The sequence below is a fragment of the Candidatus Agathobaculum pullicola genome, from assembly GCF_052117205.1.
Lineage (GTDB): Bacteria > Bacillota > Clostridia > Oscillospirales > Butyricicoccaceae > Agathobaculum > Agathobaculum pullicola.
Genome location: NZ_JBQKJP010000035.1, coordinates 1 through 18,914 on the forward strand (window position 1 = coordinate 1; position 18,914 = coordinate 18,914).

General features: G+C 53.5%; 16 protein-coding genes and 1 other RNA gene. 11 read left to right on the plus strand and 6 right to left on the minus strand.

Translation table 11 applies throughout. The features are described 5' to 3' along the window. Positions 1-281 precede the first annotated feature (281 nt). Both ACTQ3V_RS11450 and ssrS read left to right on the plus strand, forming a co-directional pair. Complete coding sequence (locus ACTQ3V_RS11450) at positions 282-557, plus strand: DUF1292 domain-containing protein (protein ID WP_441467612.1); 276 nt, start codon at positions 282-284, stop codon at positions 555-557. Positions 558-586: 29 nt separating this feature from the next. Then, positions 587-781, plus strand: a non-coding RNA gene (gene ssrS, locus ACTQ3V_RS11455) — 6S RNA. Between the two features lie 414 nt (positions 782-1,195). On the opposite strand, the gene ACTQ3V_RS11460 is transcribed toward ssrS, so the two are convergent. Continuing rightward, on the minus strand, positions 1,196-2,290 hold the full coding sequence (locus ACTQ3V_RS11460) for a helix-turn-helix domain-containing protein (RefSeq protein ID WP_441467613.1): 1,095 nt from the start codon (positions 2,288-2,290) through the stop codon (positions 1,196-1,198). Positions 2,291-2,487: 197 nt separating this feature from the next. Here ACTQ3V_RS11460 and ACTQ3V_RS11465 point away from each other — a divergent pair, with 197 nt between their 5' ends. Continuing rightward, entirely contained in the window at positions 2,488-3,831 is a 1,344-nt protein-coding gene (locus ACTQ3V_RS11465; protein ID WP_441467614.1) for an MATE family efflux transporter, read from the plus strand. A 35-nt stretch (positions 3,832-3,866) separates the two neighbouring features. On the opposite strand, the gene ACTQ3V_RS11470 is transcribed toward ACTQ3V_RS11465, so the two are convergent. Then, the gene (locus tag ACTQ3V_RS11470) at positions 3,867-5,063 is read right to left on the minus strand and encodes a M15 family metallopeptidase (protein WP_441467615.1); all 1,197 of its coding nucleotides are present in this window, start codon (positions 5,061-5,063) and stop codon (positions 3,867-3,869) included. Positions 5,064-5,200: 137 nt separating this feature from the next. After that, a complete protein-coding gene (locus ACTQ3V_RS11475; protein WP_441467616.1) occupies positions 5,201-6,724 on the minus strand; it encodes a YifB family Mg chelatase-like AAA ATPase in 1,524 nt (507 codons plus the stop codon). Between the two features lie 314 nt (positions 6,725-7,038). Here ACTQ3V_RS11475 and nifJ point away from each other — a divergent pair, with 314 nt between their 5' ends. The 5 genes from nifJ (at position 7,039) to ACTQ3V_RS11500 (ending at position 13,898) form a co-directional block, all read left to right on the plus strand. Next, on the plus strand, positions 7,039-10,599 hold the full coding sequence (gene nifJ / locus ACTQ3V_RS11480; protein WP_441467617.1) for a pyruvate:ferredoxin (flavodoxin) oxidoreductase: 3,561 nt from the start codon (positions 7,039-7,041) through the stop codon (positions 10,597-10,599). Positions 10,600-10,825: 226 nt separating this feature from the next. Continuing rightward, positions 10,826-11,527: a DUF2461 domain-containing protein gene (locus ACTQ3V_RS11485; RefSeq protein ID WP_441467618.1), complete on the plus strand. Its 702-nt coding sequence runs from the start codon at positions 10,826-10,828 to the stop codon at positions 11,525-11,527. After that, entirely contained in the window at positions 11,524-12,165 is a 642-nt protein-coding gene (locus ACTQ3V_RS11490) for a 3'-5' exonuclease (protein ID WP_441467619.1), read from the plus strand. Before ACTQ3V_RS11485 ends, ACTQ3V_RS11490 begins: the two co-directional genes overlap by 4 nt. A gap of 14 nt (positions 12,166-12,179) precedes the next feature. Then, positions 12,180-12,485, plus strand: coding sequence for a hypothetical protein (locus ACTQ3V_RS11495; RefSeq protein WP_441467620.1), 306 nt, complete (start codon positions 12,180-12,182; stop codon positions 12,483-12,485). Between the two features lie 51 nt (positions 12,486-12,536). Further along, on the plus strand, positions 12,537-13,898 hold the full coding sequence (locus ACTQ3V_RS11500) for an AI-2E family transporter (protein WP_441467621.1): 1,362 nt from the start codon (positions 12,537-12,539) through the stop codon (positions 13,896-13,898). An 18-nt stretch (positions 13,899-13,916) separates the two neighbouring features. Here ACTQ3V_RS11500 and ACTQ3V_RS11505 read toward each other — a convergent pair whose 3' ends face one another. Both ACTQ3V_RS11505 and pta read right to left on the minus strand, forming a co-directional pair. Then, positions 13,917-14,342 (minus strand): hypothetical protein, encoded by a 426-nt coding sequence (locus ACTQ3V_RS11505; RefSeq protein ID WP_441467622.1) that lies wholly within the window; start codon positions 14,340-14,342, stop codon positions 13,917-13,919. 102 nt (positions 14,343-14,444) lie between these two features. Further along, positions 14,445-15,419 carry a phosphate acetyltransferase gene (gene pta, locus ACTQ3V_RS11510; RefSeq protein WP_441467623.1) on the minus strand — a complete coding sequence of 325 codons (975 nt, stop codon included), beginning with the start codon at positions 15,417-15,419 and terminating at the stop codon, positions 14,445-14,447. A 202-nt stretch (positions 15,420-15,621) separates the two neighbouring features. Between pta and ACTQ3V_RS11515 the strand changes: the two genes are divergently transcribed. The 3 genes from ACTQ3V_RS11515 to ACTQ3V_RS11525 are packed head-to-tail and all read left to right on the plus strand — an operon-like array spanning position 15,622 to position 17,697. Further along, positions 15,622-15,810 carry a hypothetical protein gene (locus ACTQ3V_RS11515; RefSeq protein WP_441467624.1) on the plus strand — a complete coding sequence of 63 codons (189 nt, stop codon included), beginning with the start codon at positions 15,622-15,624 and terminating at the stop codon, positions 15,808-15,810. Beyond that, positions 15,807-17,183: a recombinase family protein gene (locus ACTQ3V_RS11520; protein WP_441467625.1), complete on the plus strand. Its 1,377-nt coding sequence runs from the start codon at positions 15,807-15,809 to the stop codon at positions 17,181-17,183. The genes ACTQ3V_RS11515 and ACTQ3V_RS11520 overlap by 4 nt, the downstream gene beginning before the upstream one ends. Then, the gene (locus ACTQ3V_RS11525; protein WP_441467626.1) at positions 17,146-17,697 is read left to right on the plus strand and encodes a sigma-70 family RNA polymerase sigma factor; all 552 of its coding nucleotides are present in this window, start codon (positions 17,146-17,148) and stop codon (positions 17,695-17,697) included. Before ACTQ3V_RS11520 ends, ACTQ3V_RS11525 begins: the two co-directional genes overlap by 38 nt. Positions 17,698-17,747: 50 nt before the next feature. Here ACTQ3V_RS11525 and ACTQ3V_RS11530 read toward each other — a convergent pair whose 3' ends face one another. Beyond that, positions 17,748-18,875: a polysaccharide deacetylase family protein gene (locus ACTQ3V_RS11530; RefSeq protein ID WP_441467627.1), complete on the minus strand. Its 1,128-nt coding sequence runs from the start codon at positions 18,873-18,875 to the stop codon at positions 17,748-17,750. Positions 18,876-18,914: the final 39 nt, after the last annotated feature.

The following is an 18,914-nucleotide window of genomic DNA, read 5'->3' on the forward strand; positions in this document are numbered from 1 at the left end:
TTTCCAAGCAGCTTGCTGTCCATAACCGCCGTTCCAACAACTTTCCCATGAGGCCTCTAGGTTGGCTTTCTCCTTTAGAGTTCACTGTCCAATATGTTTGACAAACCTACATTATTTCAACTATTTTAACTGGTATGATATTTCGCACAGGCAGCATACTATGACAGTACGGTGCTTGATAATAGGGCTTTACAAAAGCGACTCGATTTGTTATCCTAAAGGCAGAGGGGGCGTTTCGCCCCGTATAGAACGAATATGAATTATGAAGGAGGTGCCGGATTGTGAGCGAAGAATACGGCAACAATTTTGTCACGTTGATTGATGAGGACGGCAACGAAGTTGAGTTTGAGCACATCGACACCGTGGAATATCAAGGAACAACTTATCTGGCGTTTATCCCGGCGGAGCTTTCCGTTGAGGAGGATGCGGAGGTTGTTATCATGCAAATCGTAGAAGAAGACGGCGAGGAGATGCTCGAAGCGGTCGAGGATGACGAGATCGCAGATGCGGTGTTTGACATTGTGATGGAGCGCGCCGAGGCGGAAGAGGAAGAATAATTTATATTCGCACACGGCATGGATGGGTCAAATCCCTGCCCTGTACGACAGCAGCTCTTTTTTAACCCACATTTTTAGTACGGGATTTCGGAAAGTTTTGGCATTGAGCAGCAGGCCTCCCGGGTATACACGGACGTTGGAAGCGCAGACATGCCAAACAGAAAACCCACCTGCATGAGTCGTGCAGGTTACTAATTGGGCTGCATCGGCAGGGTGGGGTATTTTTATGCCTAACGGTCTGATGTCGATGACGGGCAATCGCTCGATTGGTTAAAAAATTATTACATTTGTGTGACTTTACAGGAATTTTATTTGCTTCTTTTGCATAAGATGATATAATGAATAAAGAAAGCATAAAAAGGAGGTGCACAGAGACATGAGAAATCTGAAGATTCCCCAGCAGCCCGATCGCCCGGATATCGATGATTTGATTTTCGGTGACGAACATGAGACGCATAGCGATAAGTAAAACGCTTACGGATATGTCCACGCAGGGAGCGCATGCTGGAAGGGAATGCGGCCGCGTGGTTTTTTTATATGTATTTCCCGGAAAATAAAAAGGGAGTTCCATTCTGGATATGAAAAAATGTCTCAATAAAGGGTGATGCCCGAAACGGAAAACCGTTTCGGGCGTTTTTTTATACTTTAGGAGAAATGAGGGAGCGAAATCGATCAAGCGCGGCTCGAAAGCGGGGGTCTTCTCGCATCGGTGCGTACTGTGCATCCTCTTCCAGAGAGCGTAGGGTTAGGCGGTGGGTTTCGATGATTTCGTTTTTGGTTGGCACATGGGTTTGCACACCGGCGAAGAAGGGATTTTTCTGATAATTCAGTGTGTAGGACAGCCGTGCGTCGATATACGCATCAAGTAGATCGAATGTACGATCAGTGTCGCCCTCATCCTGTGCCAGCATCAGTCCGAGCAACAGGCCGTTGGAGCGGTCGAGTTCAAACAGCTCGTCTACCGCGCGGTAGGCGTTCAGGTAACGGTGTGCAGCGGGGAACTCCTTTTGCCGCCGCGCAACCGTGATTAGATTCATCAGTGCGCCCAGCGTTTCGTGGACATGGGTGAGCAGCCGTTTTCGGGCAAGCTGCTCGGCTTCGTCCAACCGGTTTTGCGCCAGCCGTAGGTTGAGACGCAGCACGTCCGCATTAGCCAGCGGCTGCGTGGGCAGGCTGTCAATCAGCGTCTCTGCTTCGTCGTAGCGCCCGAGTATGGTCAGAGCGTTGATACGCATCAGCTTGGCACCCAGTTTCTCGCCTGCCTCCTCGCTTTGCTGCTCACCCTGCTCGAACAGTGCAAGACAGCGGGCGATGAGCGCCTCGCCTCTTTGTTCAGGATCGTCTGCATGAGCAAGGGCAGAGGCGAGATAATGGAAATACAGCCCGCCCGCTGAGATTTTGAGCGTACCGCAGGAAGGATATTCGTGCAGCGTCTCTTCTGTTGCCTGCTGTCCGGCATCAAAGCCTTGCTCATCAAATATGGCACGCAGACGTTGTGTGATGGCAAGCAGTTCCTCGGGAGAGGGCGCTGGATGAAAGTTGAGCAGCGCATCGACCGTCATGCCGAGCGCACGGGCTAATGGCGGCAGGAGGGTGATATCGGGATAACTTGCGCCGGTTTCCCATTTGCTGACAGCAGCGGCTGACACACCAACCAGCGAGGCCAGACTCTCCTGCGTCAGTCCCTTAGCGTGGCGTGCAGTCAGGATTGTGGTTCCAATGAAAAGTTCCATATCGTTCATCCTTATAATAGCAGATTCAAAAGGACCTTTTGTAATTTTATCTTATCATGTTGCTGCAATAGATACAATGGAGGCGAAGTTTAACCATCGGTTGGGTTTTTCAACCATTAGTTGATCAAAACGGAGTGTGGTTGACGATGCTGCTGGATTCTGTTAGGATAGTCGAGTGGAAAAGGAGGGGTGGAGCGGTGGCGCTTGATTTGACAGAAGGAAACATTACCCGGAGGCTTCTGCTGTTCTCACTGCCGCTGATGGTGGGGAATCTGCTACAGCAATTATATAATGTAGCGGATACGCTGATTGTGGGACGTTTTCTGGGTGCGGATGCGCTGGCGGCGGTTGGCTCAGCCTATACGCTGATGGTGTTTCTAACGTCGATTCTGCTGGGCCTGTGCATGGGTAGCAGTGCGTTTTTTTCCATGCAGTTTGGCAAACGGGATATGGAGCGGCTGAAAAACGGCTTGTTTTTAGCTTTTCTGCTGATTGGCATGATTGCGGTTGTGATGAATGTACTGGTTTTTATGGGACTGGACTGGATTGTCCAGGTACTGCATGCGCCGGATACCGTTGCACCGCTCATGCGGCAATATCTGTTTTACATCTTCTTTGGAATAATGGCGACATTTTTATATAATTTCTTCGCTAATCTACTTCGTGCAGTGGGGAATTCACTGGTTCCATTGTTGTTTCTCGCGGCGTCGGCAGTGCTCAACATTGTTCTGGATTTGCTGTTCGTTCTGGTGTGTCATTGGGGAGTGGCGGGTGCGGCTGTCGCTACGGTTATGGCGCAGTTTGCATCCGGTATCGGCATTGCGACGTATTGTCTGCTGCGGTTTCCTGAACTGCGGGTGCAGCGGCGTCATATGCGCTGGGACAGACGGATTATCCGTGAGATTGCCGGTCTGTCTGTCTTGACCTGCGTGCAGCAGTCGGTGATGAATTTTGGTATTCTGATGGTGCAGGGACTGGTCAACAGTTTTGGTAAAACCGTTATGGCGGCGTTTGCGGCGGCGGTCAAGATCGATTCCTTTGCCTATATGCCGGTACAGGATTTTGGCAACGCATTTTCTACCTTTATTGCACAGAATTACGGGGCAAGGGATGAGGAACGCATCCGACGTGGAATCAAAAGCGCGGTAGGGGCAGCGTTGGTGTTCTGCGTGGTCATCAGTACAGCGGTATGCGTGTTGGCGCGTCCGCTGATGGGTTTGTTTATCCAGCCGGGGGAGACGGACATCATTGCGGTTGGCATCGGTTATTTGCGGATTGAGGCATCGTGCTATTTCGGAATTGGTTTGTTATTCCTGTTGTACGGCTTTTATCGCGCGGTCAAGCGACCGGGCATGTCGGTGGTGCTGACAGTGATTTCACTGGGTACACGAGTGGCACTCGCCTATTGGCTGTCCGCGATGCCTGCGGTAGGTGTGACCGGTATTTGGATTGCCGTACCCATTGGGTGGGCATTGGCGGATCTGGTGGGTGTCGGATATTATTGGAAAAATAAAACGCATTTGCTGCGCATGGAGGCGTGAAAAAGGTCCTGCCGGGAAGGCAGGACCTTTTGTTTTCACGTGCCGAAATAGCTGAAGTGCATATAATCGCGTTTGTTGCGCCAAGCGTTGCCGCCCCACAGAAAGCCGTGGTTGATAAATGCGTTGTATACGTCACCGCCTTCCGGGATAGAATAGGGGTCTTCGCCCGGCAGCCAGTAGGAGCCGGTGGTCGGGGTCAAGGTGCCGTCTTCGTTGATAGTCGCCTCCATGTTCTCATCCCAGTTAATGTCCACTGCGGTACCTTGCGAGTGCTCTCCCGTGCGCCACGAGTAGCAGCCGACATCCTTGATCGGGAACTGCTCATCCCCGTTATAAATCTCTTCAAATACTGCTTCATAGATGGAAGCAAGGTTGCGGTTCACCTGTAGGTAGGCTGTACCGGGGGCCTTGGTACCGTCCTCCTGCAAACGCCAGACCGGAACGGAAATTTCCACCATATTGACTTCGGCTTCCTCGGCAGTCTGGTATTTCTCGCCGCCTACACCATAGACCAGTTCCATCTTTTCCTCTTCCGTCTGCGGCAGCGTCAGGTCTGGTTCTTCCCATGTGTCGTCGGTAGTGTCAGGGGTGTTGTTCGAGGCATCTTCAAAGGCGGAGCAGAAACGGGTTGCCATGATAAGCGCCTGTTCCCGCGTGGCGGTTCCGCTGGGGGCGAGCATGGTGGTTTGCCCAGCGGCGGAAATGCCGTTGACCACGGTGTGATCCACCATGGTAATCATGGCGTCGACGGCATAGGAATTGATTTCGGGAACATCCGGATAATCCTCCACGCAGGCATCGCCTGCAATGGGAGCGGCGTCAATGCCGGTGGCATCCAGAATATTGTACAGCATAACGCAAAGGTCCTGACGTTCAATCTCTGCATCCGGATCGAAGATGCCGTCGCCGCGGCCGTTGACCAGCCCGAGTTCGTAGGCAGCGACGACGCTCGGATCGTCACAGTCACGGAAAGGCTTCTTGCCCGAAGCGAAAACTGCTTTGCCGCTAACAGCCTTATACGCGTTGACGGCTATGCCGCAAAACTCGGCGCGGGTGATGGCGCCTGTTGCGCTGCGTGTTTCCAGCGTGCTTGGCATCAGTCCGGCTTCCTGTGCTGCGGAAACACCTTCCTGCGCCCATGCGGAAACATCGGACAGTGCACCGGCTTGCGGCATGAGCAGCGTGGCGAGCAATGCGAGCGTACCGGCGCGGCGAAAAAACGGATGTGACATAAGTGAGGGGCCTCCTTAGAAAATAGGTGTCAAATCTGCGTACTTGATAGATATGTTCAAACAAATCTTGTAAAAAATAAGTAAAATGGAAATTTATTCACAATATCCACATCTTTGTCCACAAAAGCTGTGGACAATTACCGGCCGACAGTGCGGTCGAGCGTGCGATATTGCAGCGCCTCGGCAAGGTGTTCCGGAGCAATAACCGGGCTGCCTGCCAAATCGGCAATGGTGCGTGCCATGCGCAGCACACGATCATGGGCGCGGGCGGTTAGTCCGAGTCGCTCAAAGGCTGCATGAAACATATGTGACGCTTCCTGCGTCAAGGGACAACATTCCGACAGGTGGGAAGGGGGAAGGTGCGCGTTGCAGACATCCGTGCCCTGTCGCTGGTATTGTGTTTCGCGTGCAGCCACTACGCGGGTGCGAATAGAGGAAGACGGTTCTTCGGCAGCTTGTCCGCGCGCTGCAAGCGCGGCGTATTCGACCGGCTGAACGGCGATTTGCAAGTCAATCCGGTCAAGAAGCGGGCCGGACAGACGGCGCAGATATTGTTGAACCGATGTTTTAGAGCAAGTGCAGCGGTCAGTGCCGTACCATCCGCAGCGGCAAGGATTCATCGCGGCAATGAGCTGGAAGCGCGCGGGATAGGTGACCTGTCCCGCAACACGGGAAATCGTAATGCGACCGTCTTCCAGAGGCTGGCGCAGCGCCTCAAGCACATCGCGGTGAAACTCCGGCAGTTCGTCCAGAAACAGTACGCCGCGATGTGCAAGTGAAATCTCGCCCGGCGTGGGCAGGCGATTGCTTGCACCCGCGCCGCCTGCCAGAGCGGCGGCAGAAGTGGTGTGATGCGGCGCGCGAAAGGGGCGCGCAGCTTGTCCAACGGCCTCCTGTCCGCGGCCGACAGACGACCAGACACGGATGACTTCCAGCCGTTCGCTATCCGACAGCGGCGGTAAAATAGTGGAAAAGCGTTTTGCCATCATGCTTTTGCCCGAGCCGGGCGGCCCAGAAAGCAAGATGTTATGTCCGCCGGCTGCGGCGATTTCCAGCGCGCGTTTTACGGCGTGTTGTCCCATCACATGGGAAAAGTCCAATGCGGCATCCTCTGCAGGAGGAGGCTCGGGGGGCGGGCATGGCGCCAGCGGCGCGCGGCCTGAAAGATGCGCAATGAGCGCAGGAAGGCTTTCGACGGGCAGAACTGTAATGCCGGTGGCATAGGAGGCCTCCTGCGCGTTCTGTGTGGGCACATAAACCGTGCGGAAACCGGCGTCCCGTGCAGCCAGCGCCATAGAAAGCGCACCGCAAACCGGACGAAGCAAACCGGATAGCGAAAGCTCGCCAAGAAAAATCGCATCCTGCGGCAGCGGGTCGATTTGACCGGTGGCCGCAAGAATAGAAAGCAAAATAGGAAGGTCGTATGCAGTACCGGCCTTTCGGGTATCCGCCGGGGCAAGGTTGACCGTGATGCGCGAAACCGGCCAGTCAAACGAGCACGACTTGACCGCCGCCCGTACACGTTCTCCGGCTTCCGCGACCGCACCGGTCGGCAAACCGACTACATCCAGACGGGGCAGGCCGTTCGAGGGCAGACACTCGACGGTGACAATATAACCGTCGATCCCGCTCAGTCCGGCGGAAAAAACGCGTGCAACCATCAAACTCCCTCCTGCAATGACCCTAAAACTTACCTTATTAATATACTACAATTTTGTCGATTCCGCAATGCAAAACGACAACTGCAAAGGAATTGTAACATTTTGGAACGGTATGAGAATATTGTTTCACAATGCGAAATCTCTATTAATAATCAGGAAATTGTTACGAATTTGTCATATTAAGTGTTTACATTTTTGGTGAGGGGTGATAGAATAAAAGCGGCCGGTGGAGACGGCTTTTTCCCATGTTAAAAAGCAGGCGAAAAGGCTTTTCACCCCTTCAGCATGTTATAACTGAATAGGAGGATATAAACATGGCAAGAAAGATGAAGTCCATGGACGGTAACACCGCTGCGGCACATGTGTCGTATGCGTTTACCGAGGTCGCGGGTATCTATCCGATTACCCCGTCCAGCCCCATGGCAGACAGCGTAGACCAGTGGGCAGCCGCAGGTCAGAAGAACATTTTCGGTACTACCGTTAAGGTGATCGAAATGCAGTCCGAGGCGGGTGCCGCAGGCACGGTTCACGGTTCTCTGGCAGCCGGCGCACTGACCACGACCTATACCGCATCCCAGGGTCTGCTGCTGATGATCCCGAATATGTACAAGATCGCAGGCGAACTGCTTCCCTGCGTGTTCCATGTTTCCGCGCGTACGGTTGCATCCCATGCGCTGAACATCTTCGGTGATCATTCTGACGTTATGGCTTGCCGTCAGACCGGTTTCGCTATGCTGGCTGAGACCAACCCGCAGGAAGTAATGGATCTGGGTGCAGTTGCGCATCTGGCTACCCTGAAGTCCCGCGTTCCGTTTATCAACTTTTTCGATGGTTTCCGTACCTCTCACGAGATTCAGAAAATCGAGGTTTGGGATTACGAGGACCTGAAGGAAATGTGCGATATGGACGCTGTGGAAGCGTTCCGTGGGCGCGCTCTCAATCCGGAGCATGCGATGATGCGCGGCTCTCACGAAAATGGCGACGTATTCTTCCAGCATCGTGAGGCCTGCAATAAGTACTACGATGCGGTTCCGGAAATCGTAGAAGAGTACATGGGTAAGGTCAACACCAAGCTCGGTACCAATTATCAGCTGTTTAACTACTACGGCGCTGCCGATGCTGATCGTGTTATCATCGCGATGGGTTCGATTTGCGACGTAGCAGAGGAAGTTATCGATTACCTCAACGCGCACGGCGAGAAGGTCGGCCTTGTCAAGGTTCGCCTGTACCGTCCGTGGCGTGCGGACAAGCTGCTTGCCGCTATCCCGGAGACTGCCAAGAAGATTGCGGTTCTCGACCGCACCAAGGAGCCGGGCGCACAGGGCGAGCCGCTGTATCTGGACGTTGTTACCGCGCTGGCCAATGCCGGCATCACCGACAAGACCGTCATCGGCGGCCGTTATGGTCTGGGTTCCAAGGATACTCCGCCGTCCTCTGTCTTTGCGGTATATGAGGAACTGACCAAGGCAGATCCCAAGCGTCAGTTCACCATCGGCATCAATGATGACGTGACCTACCTGTCTCTCCAGGAGAAGCCCGCGCCGAACACTGCGGCGGAAGGCACCACCGAGTGCAAGTTCTGGGGTCTCGGCGGCGACGGTACTGTTGGCGCGAACAAGAACTCCATCAAGATCATCGGCGACCACACCGATAAGTTTGTTCAGGCGTACTTCCAGTACGACTCCAAAAAGACCGGCGGCGTTACCGTTTCGCATCTGCGCTTTGGCGACAAGCCGATCAAGAGCCCGTACTATATCAACAAGGCGGACTTTGTTGCTTGCCACAATCCGTCCTATATCACCAAGCACTTCCCGATCGTGCGTGACGTCAAGCCGGGCGGCGTATTCCTGATTAACTGCCAGTGGACGCCGGAGGAGCTTGAGCATCATCTGGCTGCTTCCGAGAAGCGCTACATTGCCAAGAATAACATTCAGCTCTACACCATCAACGCGATTGATCTGGCAATTGAAATCGGCATGGGCAAGCGCACCAACACCATCCTCCAGTCCGCTTTCTTCACACTGGCCAAGGTGATGCCGCAGGAAGAAGCAATCGGCTATATGAAGGATGCCGCGACCAAGTCCTACCTGAAGAAGGGCCAGGATGTCGTTGATATGAACCATAAGGCGATCGATGCCGGCGCTACCGCGTTCGTCAAGATTGACGTTCCGGCTGCTTGGGCCGACGTTGTTGATCCGGAGGATAACCAAGATCTGCAGGGCCGTCCGGAAGTCGTCAAGATGGTCAAAGAGGTTATGGAGCCGATTGGCCGCATGGACGGCGATTCTCTGCCGGTTTCCGCTTTCGCGGGTGAGCATGTTGACGGCACCTTCGAGCACGGCGCTGCCGCTTACGAGAAGCGTGGCGTAGCCGTTACCGTTCCGTCTTGGAATCAGGATACCTGTGTGCAGTGTAACCAGTGTGCTTATGTCTGCCCGCACGCGACCATTCGTCCGTTTGCGCTGACTGAAGAAGAAGCAGCTGCGGCTCCGGCATCGACCAAGATCGTTGATATCAGAGCTGGTAAGGGTAAGGGCGTTTATAAATATGCACTGGCGGTTTCTCCGCTCGACTGCATGGGCTGCGGCGTATGTGCTGGCGTGTGCCCGACCAAGTCCCTGACCATGACGCCGCAGGAGCAGGAAGCTGCCCAGCAGGCTGTGTTCAATTACTGTGTGGATAAGGTTTCTGACAAGGCGGACATGTTCTCTGTCAACTCTGTCAAGGACAGCCAGTTCAAGAAGCCGCTGCTTGAGTTCTCCGGCGCTTGCGCAGGCTGCGCTGAGACCTCTTATGCCCGTCTGATCACACAGGTTTGCGGCGACCGTATGTATATCTCCAATGCAACCGGCTGTTCGTCCATTTGGGGTGGCCCGGCTGCTACCAGCCCGTACACCGTTGACGCAAACGGCTACGGTCCGGCTTGGGCAAACAGCCTGTTCGAGGACAACGCAGAGCACGGCCTTGGCATGTACTATGGTCAGCTGGCAATTCGTGAGCGTCTGATCTCCAAGCTGGAAGAGATGGCTGCCGCAGAGCAGACGCCGGCTGCGGCCAAGGATGCGATTGCGAAGTTTATGGAGACCAAGGAAAACAGTGCTGCCAATGCAGAGCCGACCAAGGCTCTGGTTGCCGAGCTCGAAAAGGGTGCGGCTGCTGGCTGCGAGGCTTGCAAGGAAGTTCTCCAGCATAAGGAATATCTCGCCAAGAAGTCCATCTGGATCTTCGGCGGCGACGGCTGGGCTTATGATATCGGCTTTGGCGGCTTGGATCACGTTCTCGCTTCCGGCCAGGATGTAAACGTTATGGTATTTGATACCGAGGTTTACTCCAACACCGGCGGTCAGGCTTCCAAGGCTACCAATATCGGTGCCGTTGCACAGTTCGCGGCTTCCGGTAAGACCACCAAGAAGAAGAGCCTTGCCGAGATCGCAATGAGCTACGGTTATGTATACGTTGCCCAGATCGCAATGGGCGCGAATATGAACCAGACCCTCAAGGCGATTGCGGAAGCAGAAGCCTATCCGGGCCCGTCGCTCATCATCGGCTATGCGCCGTGCGAAATGCACTCCATTAAGGGCGGCATGACCAACTGCCAGGCTGAGATGAAGAAGGCTGTTGACTGCGGTTACTGGAACCTGTTCCGCTTTAATCCGCAGCTGGCTGAGGAAGGCAAGAATCCGTTCATCCTTGAGAGCAAGGAGCCCAAGACCGAGGATTACCGCAAGTTCATGATGAATGAAGCGCGTTACTCGGCTCTGACCCGCTCGTTCCCGGATCGTGCTGAGAAGCTGTTCGCTGAATCCGAGATTGAGTCCACCAAGCGTTATGCGCATCTGCAGCGTCTGCAGGCTCTGTACGCTCCCGAAGCGTAACGACCGGTTGACCGACGCGGAAAGCGTTGCATTGAAGCAAAAATGAAGAACCGCCCGCGGAACTGTGCCGCGGGCGGTTCTTTTGTGTATCACTGGATATTTTCGGCAGGCAGGATGCGGGAACTCCACAATATTTTGCGTTTTCACGGCGGGAAACAGCAAAATCCTGTTGCGCAAACAGGGAAAACGCGGTACAATGTTAGACAGAAAGGTGGTGCCCGTTTTCATGGCATTCACAGGCTTTAACGCTGCGGGTATAGATTTGCTGCAGCTGAACCGCCTGCAAAACAGCAAGGATTTTTACGAAGAACATAAAGAAGAAATCAAGCAAAAGGTTATTTTACCATTTCATGAATTGATTGCACAGATGACGCCTGCGATGCTGGAAATTGATGCACAATTTGTGGTCACACCATCGCGGATGGTGTCGCGAGTGCGGCGTGATACGCGTTATACGAAGGATAAAACGCTATATCGCTCTAATATGTGGTTGTTTTTCCGCCGGAAGCGACAGGAGCACGAATCTGTGCCATGCTATTATTTTGAAATACATCCGGAGTTTTGGGGCTTTGGCTGCTGGGGTGCATGGGGCAGGGGAGAAATGGAATCCCTGCGCGAGATGATTTTGCACGAGGATAAGCTGTTTCTCGAAGCCTATGATGCAGTGCAGGCTTGTCCGCAGATGTATTTGGGGGGAGAAATGTACAAGCGACCCAAGTTTCCGGATGCAAAGCAGATGTATCAGGATTGGCTGAACCGCAAGGAAATCGGCGTAGATTTCCGTGAAACCGAGGACTTCGCGCCGTTGATGGACGGTTCATTTGTGCAGCCGATGATGGAAACCATGCAGCGCTTGGCTCCATTTTACCGCTTTCTGCTGGCAGCGAAAGAACGCGCGGAGGCCGCGCGTCGGGAGGCGGTTCAATGAGGTATGTGGCGCTTGACTTTGAAACCGGTAACGCATCGCGACTCAGTGCTTGTGCGTTAGGCGTGAGCATTTTTGAAGACGCCGTACTGGTGGCGGAACAGACGACGCTCATCAAGCCGCCCGCGCAAGTCGGGAAATTCCACTGGGGAAATGTCCGCGTCAACCATATAAAGGAGTCCATGGTAGTGGATGCCCCGTCATTTGACGTGGTTTGGCGGCAGGGGATAGGAGAATTGGCGGAAGGCAGCGTGTTGGTCTGTCATAACGCTATGTTCGATACAGCGGTATTGTGCGCCTGCTTGGCGCATTACCATCTGCCGGTACCGGAATGTCGTTATGTATGTACGGTAAAGGTGGCACAACGGGTGTGGCCGCAGCTGCAAAATCATAAGCTCGATACGGTATCACAAGCGCTCGGTATTTCGCTGAATCACCATGAAGCAGGGTCGGATGCGCGTGCAGCAGGGCTGATTTTGCAGGCTGCCCTGCGCGAGACGGCGAGTTCGGATGCAGATGAGTTGGCTCGAAAAATCGGTATGCGTATGGGACGGATTTCCTGTATGGGAACGGTGCCATGCAGTATAGCAAAAGAATTTCAAGGCGGGAAAACCGCCCGTTCAACCCAAACCCATGTATAAAGGAGAAAGCAGCTATGAAAAACTATTTGGAGAACATTGATCGGGAAGCCCTTCGTGCGCGTGCGGAGCAGATGCTGCGCTATGCGGACGATGCGCGCAGTCAGGCAAGCCGCTGGACGGATTATGCGGTATCCAAAGCACAGGGGTTCTCTGTTTTTGATTTTGCGATTTTCAAGGTATGCTTGCTGTCCCTGGGATTGTGGCTGGGTACCTGTTTCTCGCGCTTTTTTAAGAAATTCCGCGGCGTTCTATTTGTTGCATTTGCGGCAAGCTGGCTGTATCTGTTCTGGCGCATTTTCTTTGACTGCGAAGAAGAATAGGCTGCCGTATGATAACATTGGGTGAAAACCCGGTAGGAGAGGAGTTTGTCTGTGGAGGAGCCGACCCAGCAGAATAAATCAAAATTTCGTGCGCATCCGCATTACTTTCAGTGGGGCTTGACAGCGTTTTGCGTCATCGTTTCCAGTGCAATCGTTGTGTTTTTATTACAGTGGCTGCCGATTATCTGGACGATGTTTCAAAAGCTGCTTGGTATTCTCAGTCCGTTTATCTACGGCTTTGTAATGGCATACTTGCTGATGCCTGTTTTCAATGCACTGTATAAGAAAATTCAGCCGCCTTTGTCCCGTCGTTTGAAAAACGGAACCCGTATTGCCAAAGGCTTGTGCAGTATTCTGACGTTGCTGATTGGCGTTGCCGTGGTGGGGGTTTTGCTATGGATGGTGCTCCCGCAGCTGATAGTGAGTGTTTTCTCACTGCTTGAATCCATGGATACCTATCTTAATGAGATTTCAGGCTGGGTAGCGTCGCTTCTCAAGGATAATCCGGTAATCGAGCGCAATTTCCTTCAGCTGTATGAAGAGTTTTCTCAGCAGATTGTCAACTGGGTACAGAATATTGCACTGCCGCAGCTTGTTGCGCTTATGACCGGCGTTGTGACGACGGTTTCGGTATTGTTCGATATTCTGATCGGTATCATCATTGCGCTGTATATTCTCAACAGCAAGGATACGTTTTGCGCACAGGCAAAGAAGATGACGTACAGCTTGTTTTCCATTAACCGTGCGAATCGAATTATGGGCCGTGTTACGTATGTGCATCGTGTGTTCGGCGGTTTTATCACAGGTAAGCTCATCGATTCTTTGATTATCGGTGTGCTATGCTTCATCGGTCTGCGTTTGCTGATGGGTTTTGGCCTGATGACAATGGATCCGTCGTATGCGCTGCTGATTTCGGTTATCATTGGTGTGACCAACATCATCCCGTTTTTCGGGCCGTTTATCGGCGCTATCCCAAGCACCATTCTGATTATGGTAATCAGTCCGGTGCAGGCAGTGTATTTTGTGTTGTTTGTTCTGGCGCTACAGCAGTTTGACGGCAATATCCTTGGCCCGAAGATTCTGGGCAATTCGACCGGATTGTCGAGTTTTTGGGTCATGTTCGCTATTTTGCTGTTTGGCGGTGTATTTGGATTTGTCGGTATGGCAGTCGGTGTGCCGCTGTTTGCCGTGCTGTATAGTGCGGTCACCGAGGTGGTTTGCAGCTTGCTGAAAAAGCGTGGCTTGTCCGTGGATACCAATGACTATCGGGGGCCGCGGCAGCTTGATCCGGTTACCGGGGAGTTTGTTGCGATTAAGGAAGAGGAGCGCCCACCGGTTTCAGCAAAGGAGCGTCGCCGTGCGGCAGAGAAAGCGCGTGAGCAGAAAAAACAAGAGAAACAAAAAGAGGACTGACAGGAGTCAGTCCTTTTTTTATGCTGCGGTACTTGTCAGCAGCATGGCGTCCAGCGCGTCAATCAGTGCCTGCGTATCGCGCAGATGGTGGTTCCACGGTGCGCTTTCGTAGACGAAGCTGTTCTTGCCCAGAACGAAATGAAGTGGCTCTCCATCATATCGCGCGTCGATTTCGTATTGCACGGTATCGAGCCAATAGCTTTGTTGGTAAAACGGCAGACGGGACGCTTTGCAGGATGTGAGCAATTCTGACAGCTGCGTCAAATTGATTTGCGAGGTGATATCTTCAAATTCTGCATTGCCGATCATGCGCTGCACACGCCAAACCTTTAGCTGTTCAGCTTGTGGTGCGATAGAATACGGCATCAGTGCAAAGGCCAGCACACTGCACAGTATGACGGTGCATAATAGGAGGATAATGGGTTTCCGTTTTATGAAAATCACACTCCTTTGTTCACATGCAAGGCATAGAAAAGCAAACAAGAGCCGAAACCATTCGTCTCGGCCCTTGTAAGTTCCGTGTTCTGAGAATGTGACGGGGAGAATTTACTTCAGGCCCGCGGTAATAATCGCCATCTGATAAACCTCGTCCGCGTTGCAGCCACGGGACAGGTCGTTAATCGGCGCGTTCAGACCCTGAAGGATAGGGCCATATGCTTCAAAGCCGCCCAGACGCTGTGCAATCTTATAACCGATGTTGCCGGCGTTGATATCCGGGAAGATAAAGGTGTTAGCCTGACCGGCTACCGGGGAACCCTTGCACTTGGTCGCAGCAACCACCGGGGAGAAAGCAGCGTCGAATTGCAGTTCGCCGTCAACAGCAAGCTCCGGTGCAGCGGCCTTGGTCTTTTCGGTCGCATTACGCATCATATCAACGGTGTCGCCCTTGCCGGAACCCTTGGTCGAGTAGGACAGCATCGCCACCTTGGGATCAATGCCAAAAGCCTTGGCGGTCTTGGCGGTCTCAACGGCGATTTCAACCAGATCGTCCTCGCTCGGATTGATGTTGATTGCGCAGTCGCCCATAGCATACATCTCATCGCCACCGTCCTTTGCGTCGCGGCGCAGGATGAAGCAGGAGCTTACGATCTTGTTGCCCGGCTTGGTCTTGATGATCTGGAGCGCGGGACGAACCGTGTCTGCGGTGGAATAAGTAGCGCCGCCGAGCAGAGCATCCGCCTTGCCCATCTTAACCAGCATTGTGCCAAAATAGTTACCCTTGGCCAGCGCGGCGCGGCACTGCTCCTCGGTCATTTTTCCTTTGCGCAGTTCAACCATCTTCGCGACCATCGCATCCATTTCCGAATAGGTCGCAGGGTCGATGATTTCCATGCCTTCGATATCGAAGCCACCGGCCTGCGCCGCCGCTTTTACTTCGTCCACATTGCCAACCAGAATGGAATCCAGCAGGCCGTCCTTCTTCAGGCGGGAAGCAGCTTCCAGAATACGGGGATCAGGACCTTCGGTAAATACAATCTTACGTTTGTCAGCCTTCAGCGTGGCAATCAAATTTTCAAACATGTTGCACTCTCCTCTATAGTAATGGGTTTGTCCGGCACAGAAGTTAGCCGTGGACAAACTATTGTATCCACATTATACACCTTGCCACCAGTGTTCTACAAGTATTATCTTGGGTAGACTTTGGGTAATTCCTGTATCGCTTCGCACAAAGACTGGATTGGTGAAAATTTGGACAAAATAGGAATGGAAAGGGTGTGATAAGATGCAGGTGATACGGTATTTGAATGGCAGGCGTCTGCATGGCGTGATGCCGCCGCTGTTATTGGACAGGGAAGGCGTTGGCGCGTTGCTGGGTGAAGCACGCAGCAGGCAGCAGCTTCCATTGCCCGATACAGCGCCCTCTGCTATACTGGAAGCGGAGGGATGCAGTCTCGGAAGGGATAAAGTATGAAGCATACAGCACTTTATTTGCGCGTTTCGACCGAGGCACAAGCGGACGAAGGTTATTCGCTGGCGGCGCAGGCGGAAAAGCTGGAGGCATATTGCCGCATGAAAGGCATCGCACAGTTTGAGCGTTATATAGACGGCGGCTTTTCCGGTTCAAACCTGACACGGCCCGCGATCACTCAGATGGTGGAGGAAATACGGGCCGGCAGTGTAGAGCGCGTGGTGGTGTATAAACTGGACCGCCTCAGTCGCAGCCAGAAGGATACACTGTATCTCATTGAGGACGTCTTTTTACCGCATGGCGTGGACTTTGTGTCTATCAATGAGAATATTGACACGGGCAGTCCGTATGGGCGCGCAATGATTGGCATTTTGTCTGCTTTTGCGCAGCTCGAGCGAGAAAACATTTTTTTGCGTACCCGTATGGGTATGGTGGAGCGCGTTAAGCAGGGATATTGGCCGGGGGGCGGCAAAATTCCGTTCGGGTATGATTATGATGCGGCCAAGGGGATTCTTGTGCCGAACAGCGACGCGGAAATCGTGCGTGAAATCTATACACGGTATCTGGAGGGACAGTCAACCGGTCGCATTGCACGAGAGCTGGGGCTAAAATATGAGCATCTGGTGCGACAAATTCTGCTTCGGGAGAGCAACACAGGCGTGATTGTCTACCGTGGGGAGACCTATCCCGGACGGCACGAGCCGCTCATTGACAAAAAGACGTTTGAACGGGTTCGGCAGCGTTTACAGCGCGTGGATAAGCCGCGTGCCGCTCCGTCCGGCAAGCTGTTGACCGGGCTTTTGGTTTGTGGACATTGCGGAGCGAAAATGCGATACCAGAAATGGGGCGGTGCAGGGGATAAGCTGGTGTGTTATTCGCGGGATAAATCCAAGCCGCACTTGGTACACGATGCCAACTGTCCGAATCGCGGTGTGATGGCACGGCAGGTGGAGTCAGTGGTTATCCGTGATTTGTCTCGGCTGGCCGCCGAACCGATTTCACCGCGTGGCAGCAAGAAGGAGCCTGCGGAATGTCGGCGCGCACTCGAGCGTGCTCAGCGCAAGCTGCGCCGTCTATATGAGTTGTTTGCGGAGGGAGAGGATGATACCCTGCGGGACGCGATAACTCGTGCCAGACGGGAATGCAGCCGTGTAGAGCAGGCGTTGGAGCGTGCGCAGCAGGCTGAACGGCAAGAGAATCAGGATGCCGCGCGGCAGGCGCTGCAAACAATAGGCTCTTGCTGGGAACGGCTAAGCGATACAGAGAAGCAGGCGCTGGTGCGTGCCTGCGTGCAGCGAATTGTACTGCAAAACGATAAAATAGAGATATTTTATGTGATTGAAGGCGCAGAAATGTGTCAAACCTCTGCGGGATAGCTGTTTTCGACTTTGTATGTTCATGCCGATGATTATTGGGGAAATCCGGCGGTATCTGCGCGATAACAGCGCACTGCGGGTGTCGCGTAGTTTGCGGGACACCGCTTACAAGGCATTGCAGGCCAAGGAGGCGTTTGTGCGTGAGCATCAGCGCGAGCCGGATATTGTCGAGCTGGCAAAACTGATGGATATGCCGAAGGAAGAGGTTGTGCTGGCGTTGGACGCCATCCTTGACCCGGTCTCGCTGTTTGAGCCGGTGTTTCATGATGGAACAGATACGGTCTGTGTGATGGATCAGGTAGGGGATAATAAAAATACCGATGATCAGTGGCTTGCCAGCATCGCACTGCGGGAGGCCATCGACAGTTTAAACGAGCGGGAGAAACGCATCATTCGTTTGCGGTTTTTCGAGGGGCGCACCCAGATGGAGGTAGCCGACGAAATCCACATCTCACAGGCGCAGGTGTCTCGTCTGGAAAAGGGGGCGCTGGAGCATATTCGAAAACGAATATAAGTATCAGAAAAAGCAGGCCGCAACCGGCCTGCTTTTTTCGATATTGGGTTTTATCGGGTATCGGCAGCGCTGTTGATTGGCGTGGTACCAAAGGTCACGCGTGAGGATGGGATCCCCTGACGGGACATATAGCTGGTTAATAACCGCACAGTTTCCGCCGTGTTGCGGCTGTGGTGCAGCCTGAGGATAACAGTTGCGCTGGTTGTGGCAAATTGCTGCGCAGTGGTAGCGTAGGCGCGTGCAGAAGACTGTGTATCATCCCCGCAATTGAGCGTAGCGTCCCACAGTCGGTAGCCTGCTCCGGTTAGCACATCGCGCTGCGCCTGTGTCAGCTTGTTGCAGCCGGTATCGTTGGAGACAATGCGGGCAGATACGCCGGTCAGAAAGTTCAGCCGATCATTGGCGGCAGTCAGCGAAGCCAACATGCCCTCGGAGGGAGTTTGCTCATCTGCATGGAGCAAGAGGGCGGGGGTATGCCCTTCTGCCACAATGCGGCGGATCACGTCATCCGGCCAGGTCGAGGTATCGGTCGGCAGGAAAAACGTTGCCAGTCGTCCGGCATTTTGCAGTGCATCCAAGATAGCGGGTGTTGTGCCGGTCGTTGGTGCACCGTAAAAGGTTAAGTACACACGGGCAGGCTTTTGGGTAGGCTGCTCTTCCACCTCTGGAATGGGCGGCTCCGCTGGCGGCTGTGGCCGGGGCTGCACGTTATCCGCGGATTGGGAAGGTGTAATGCCCTTATATGCGTTGATTGCGCTTTCGATAGCGCTGCCTTGATTGGAGGCGAAAGAAGAGTCACTGGAGGCGGAACCGTCCGTAATACGCAGTATGGTTTCCCCATAGGCGGACAACGTGGAATAGCTCAGTCCAAATTTGCCGCAGCACAGCTTGACGGGCACATAAACCGAGCCGTTCATATCATAAGCCGGAGTGGAATAGCTGTTCAGGTTTTGGTCATATACATATCCTTCTGCGGTGGAAAAACTGAGCGTTTCTCCGCCGGAAGATAGGTTCAGTACATTATCTTCGATGGAAGCGGACACACCCAGAGAAGAAAACACGCTGTATGGGACATATAGCTCACCGCCCAGTCGCGTCGGCATGGTGCTGTCGGATAAGGGCAGAAGTGTATCGTTGACCGCGGTTAATGTCAGCGCGCGGGCCGGCGTGGGAAGCATAATGGCGAGAAATACTGCGCAGAGCAGAAGACTGAGCAG

Bases quoted from the DNA above. Each gene is read 5' to 3' on its own strand.
- pta (WP_441467623.1), bottom strand. From the start codon at position 15,419: ATGTTTGAAAATTTGATTGCCACGCTGAAGGCTGACAAACGTAAGATT.
- nifJ (WP_441467617.1), top strand. From the start codon at position 7,039: ATGGCAAGAAAGATGAAGTCCATGGACGGTAACACCGCTGCGGCACAT.
- ACTQ3V_RS11490 (WP_441467619.1), top strand. From the start codon at position 11,524: ATGAGGTATGTGGCGCTTGACTTTGAAACCGGTAACGCATCGCGACTC.
- ACTQ3V_RS11475 (WP_441467616.1), bottom strand. From the start codon at position 6,724: ATGGTTGCACGCGTTTTTTCCGCCGGACTGAGCGGGATCGACGGTTAT.
- ACTQ3V_RS11495 (WP_441467620.1), top strand. From the start codon at position 12,180: ATGAAAAACTATTTGGAGAACATTGATCGGGAAGCCCTTCGTGCGCGT.
- ACTQ3V_RS11470 (WP_441467615.1), bottom strand. From the start codon at position 5,063: ATGTCACATCCGTTTTTTCGCCGCGCCGGTACGCTCGCATTGCTCGCC.
- ACTQ3V_RS11485 (WP_441467618.1), top strand. From the start codon at position 10,826: ATGGCATTCACAGGCTTTAACGCTGCGGGTATAGATTTGCTGCAGCTG.
- ACTQ3V_RS11520 (WP_441467625.1), top strand. From the start codon at position 15,807: ATGAAGCATACAGCACTTTATTTGCGCGTTTCGACCGAGGCACAAGCG.
- ACTQ3V_RS11530 (WP_441467627.1), bottom strand. From the start codon at position 18,875: ATGCTTCCCACGCCGGCCCGCGCGCTGACATTAACCGCGGTCAACGAT.
- ACTQ3V_RS11460 (WP_441467613.1), bottom strand. From the start codon at position 2,290: ATGGAACTTTTCATTGGAACCACAATCCTGACTGCACGCCACGCTAAG.
- ACTQ3V_RS11515 (WP_441467624.1), top strand. From the start codon at position 15,622: ATGCAGGTGATACGGTATTTGAATGGCAGGCGTCTGCATGGCGTGATG.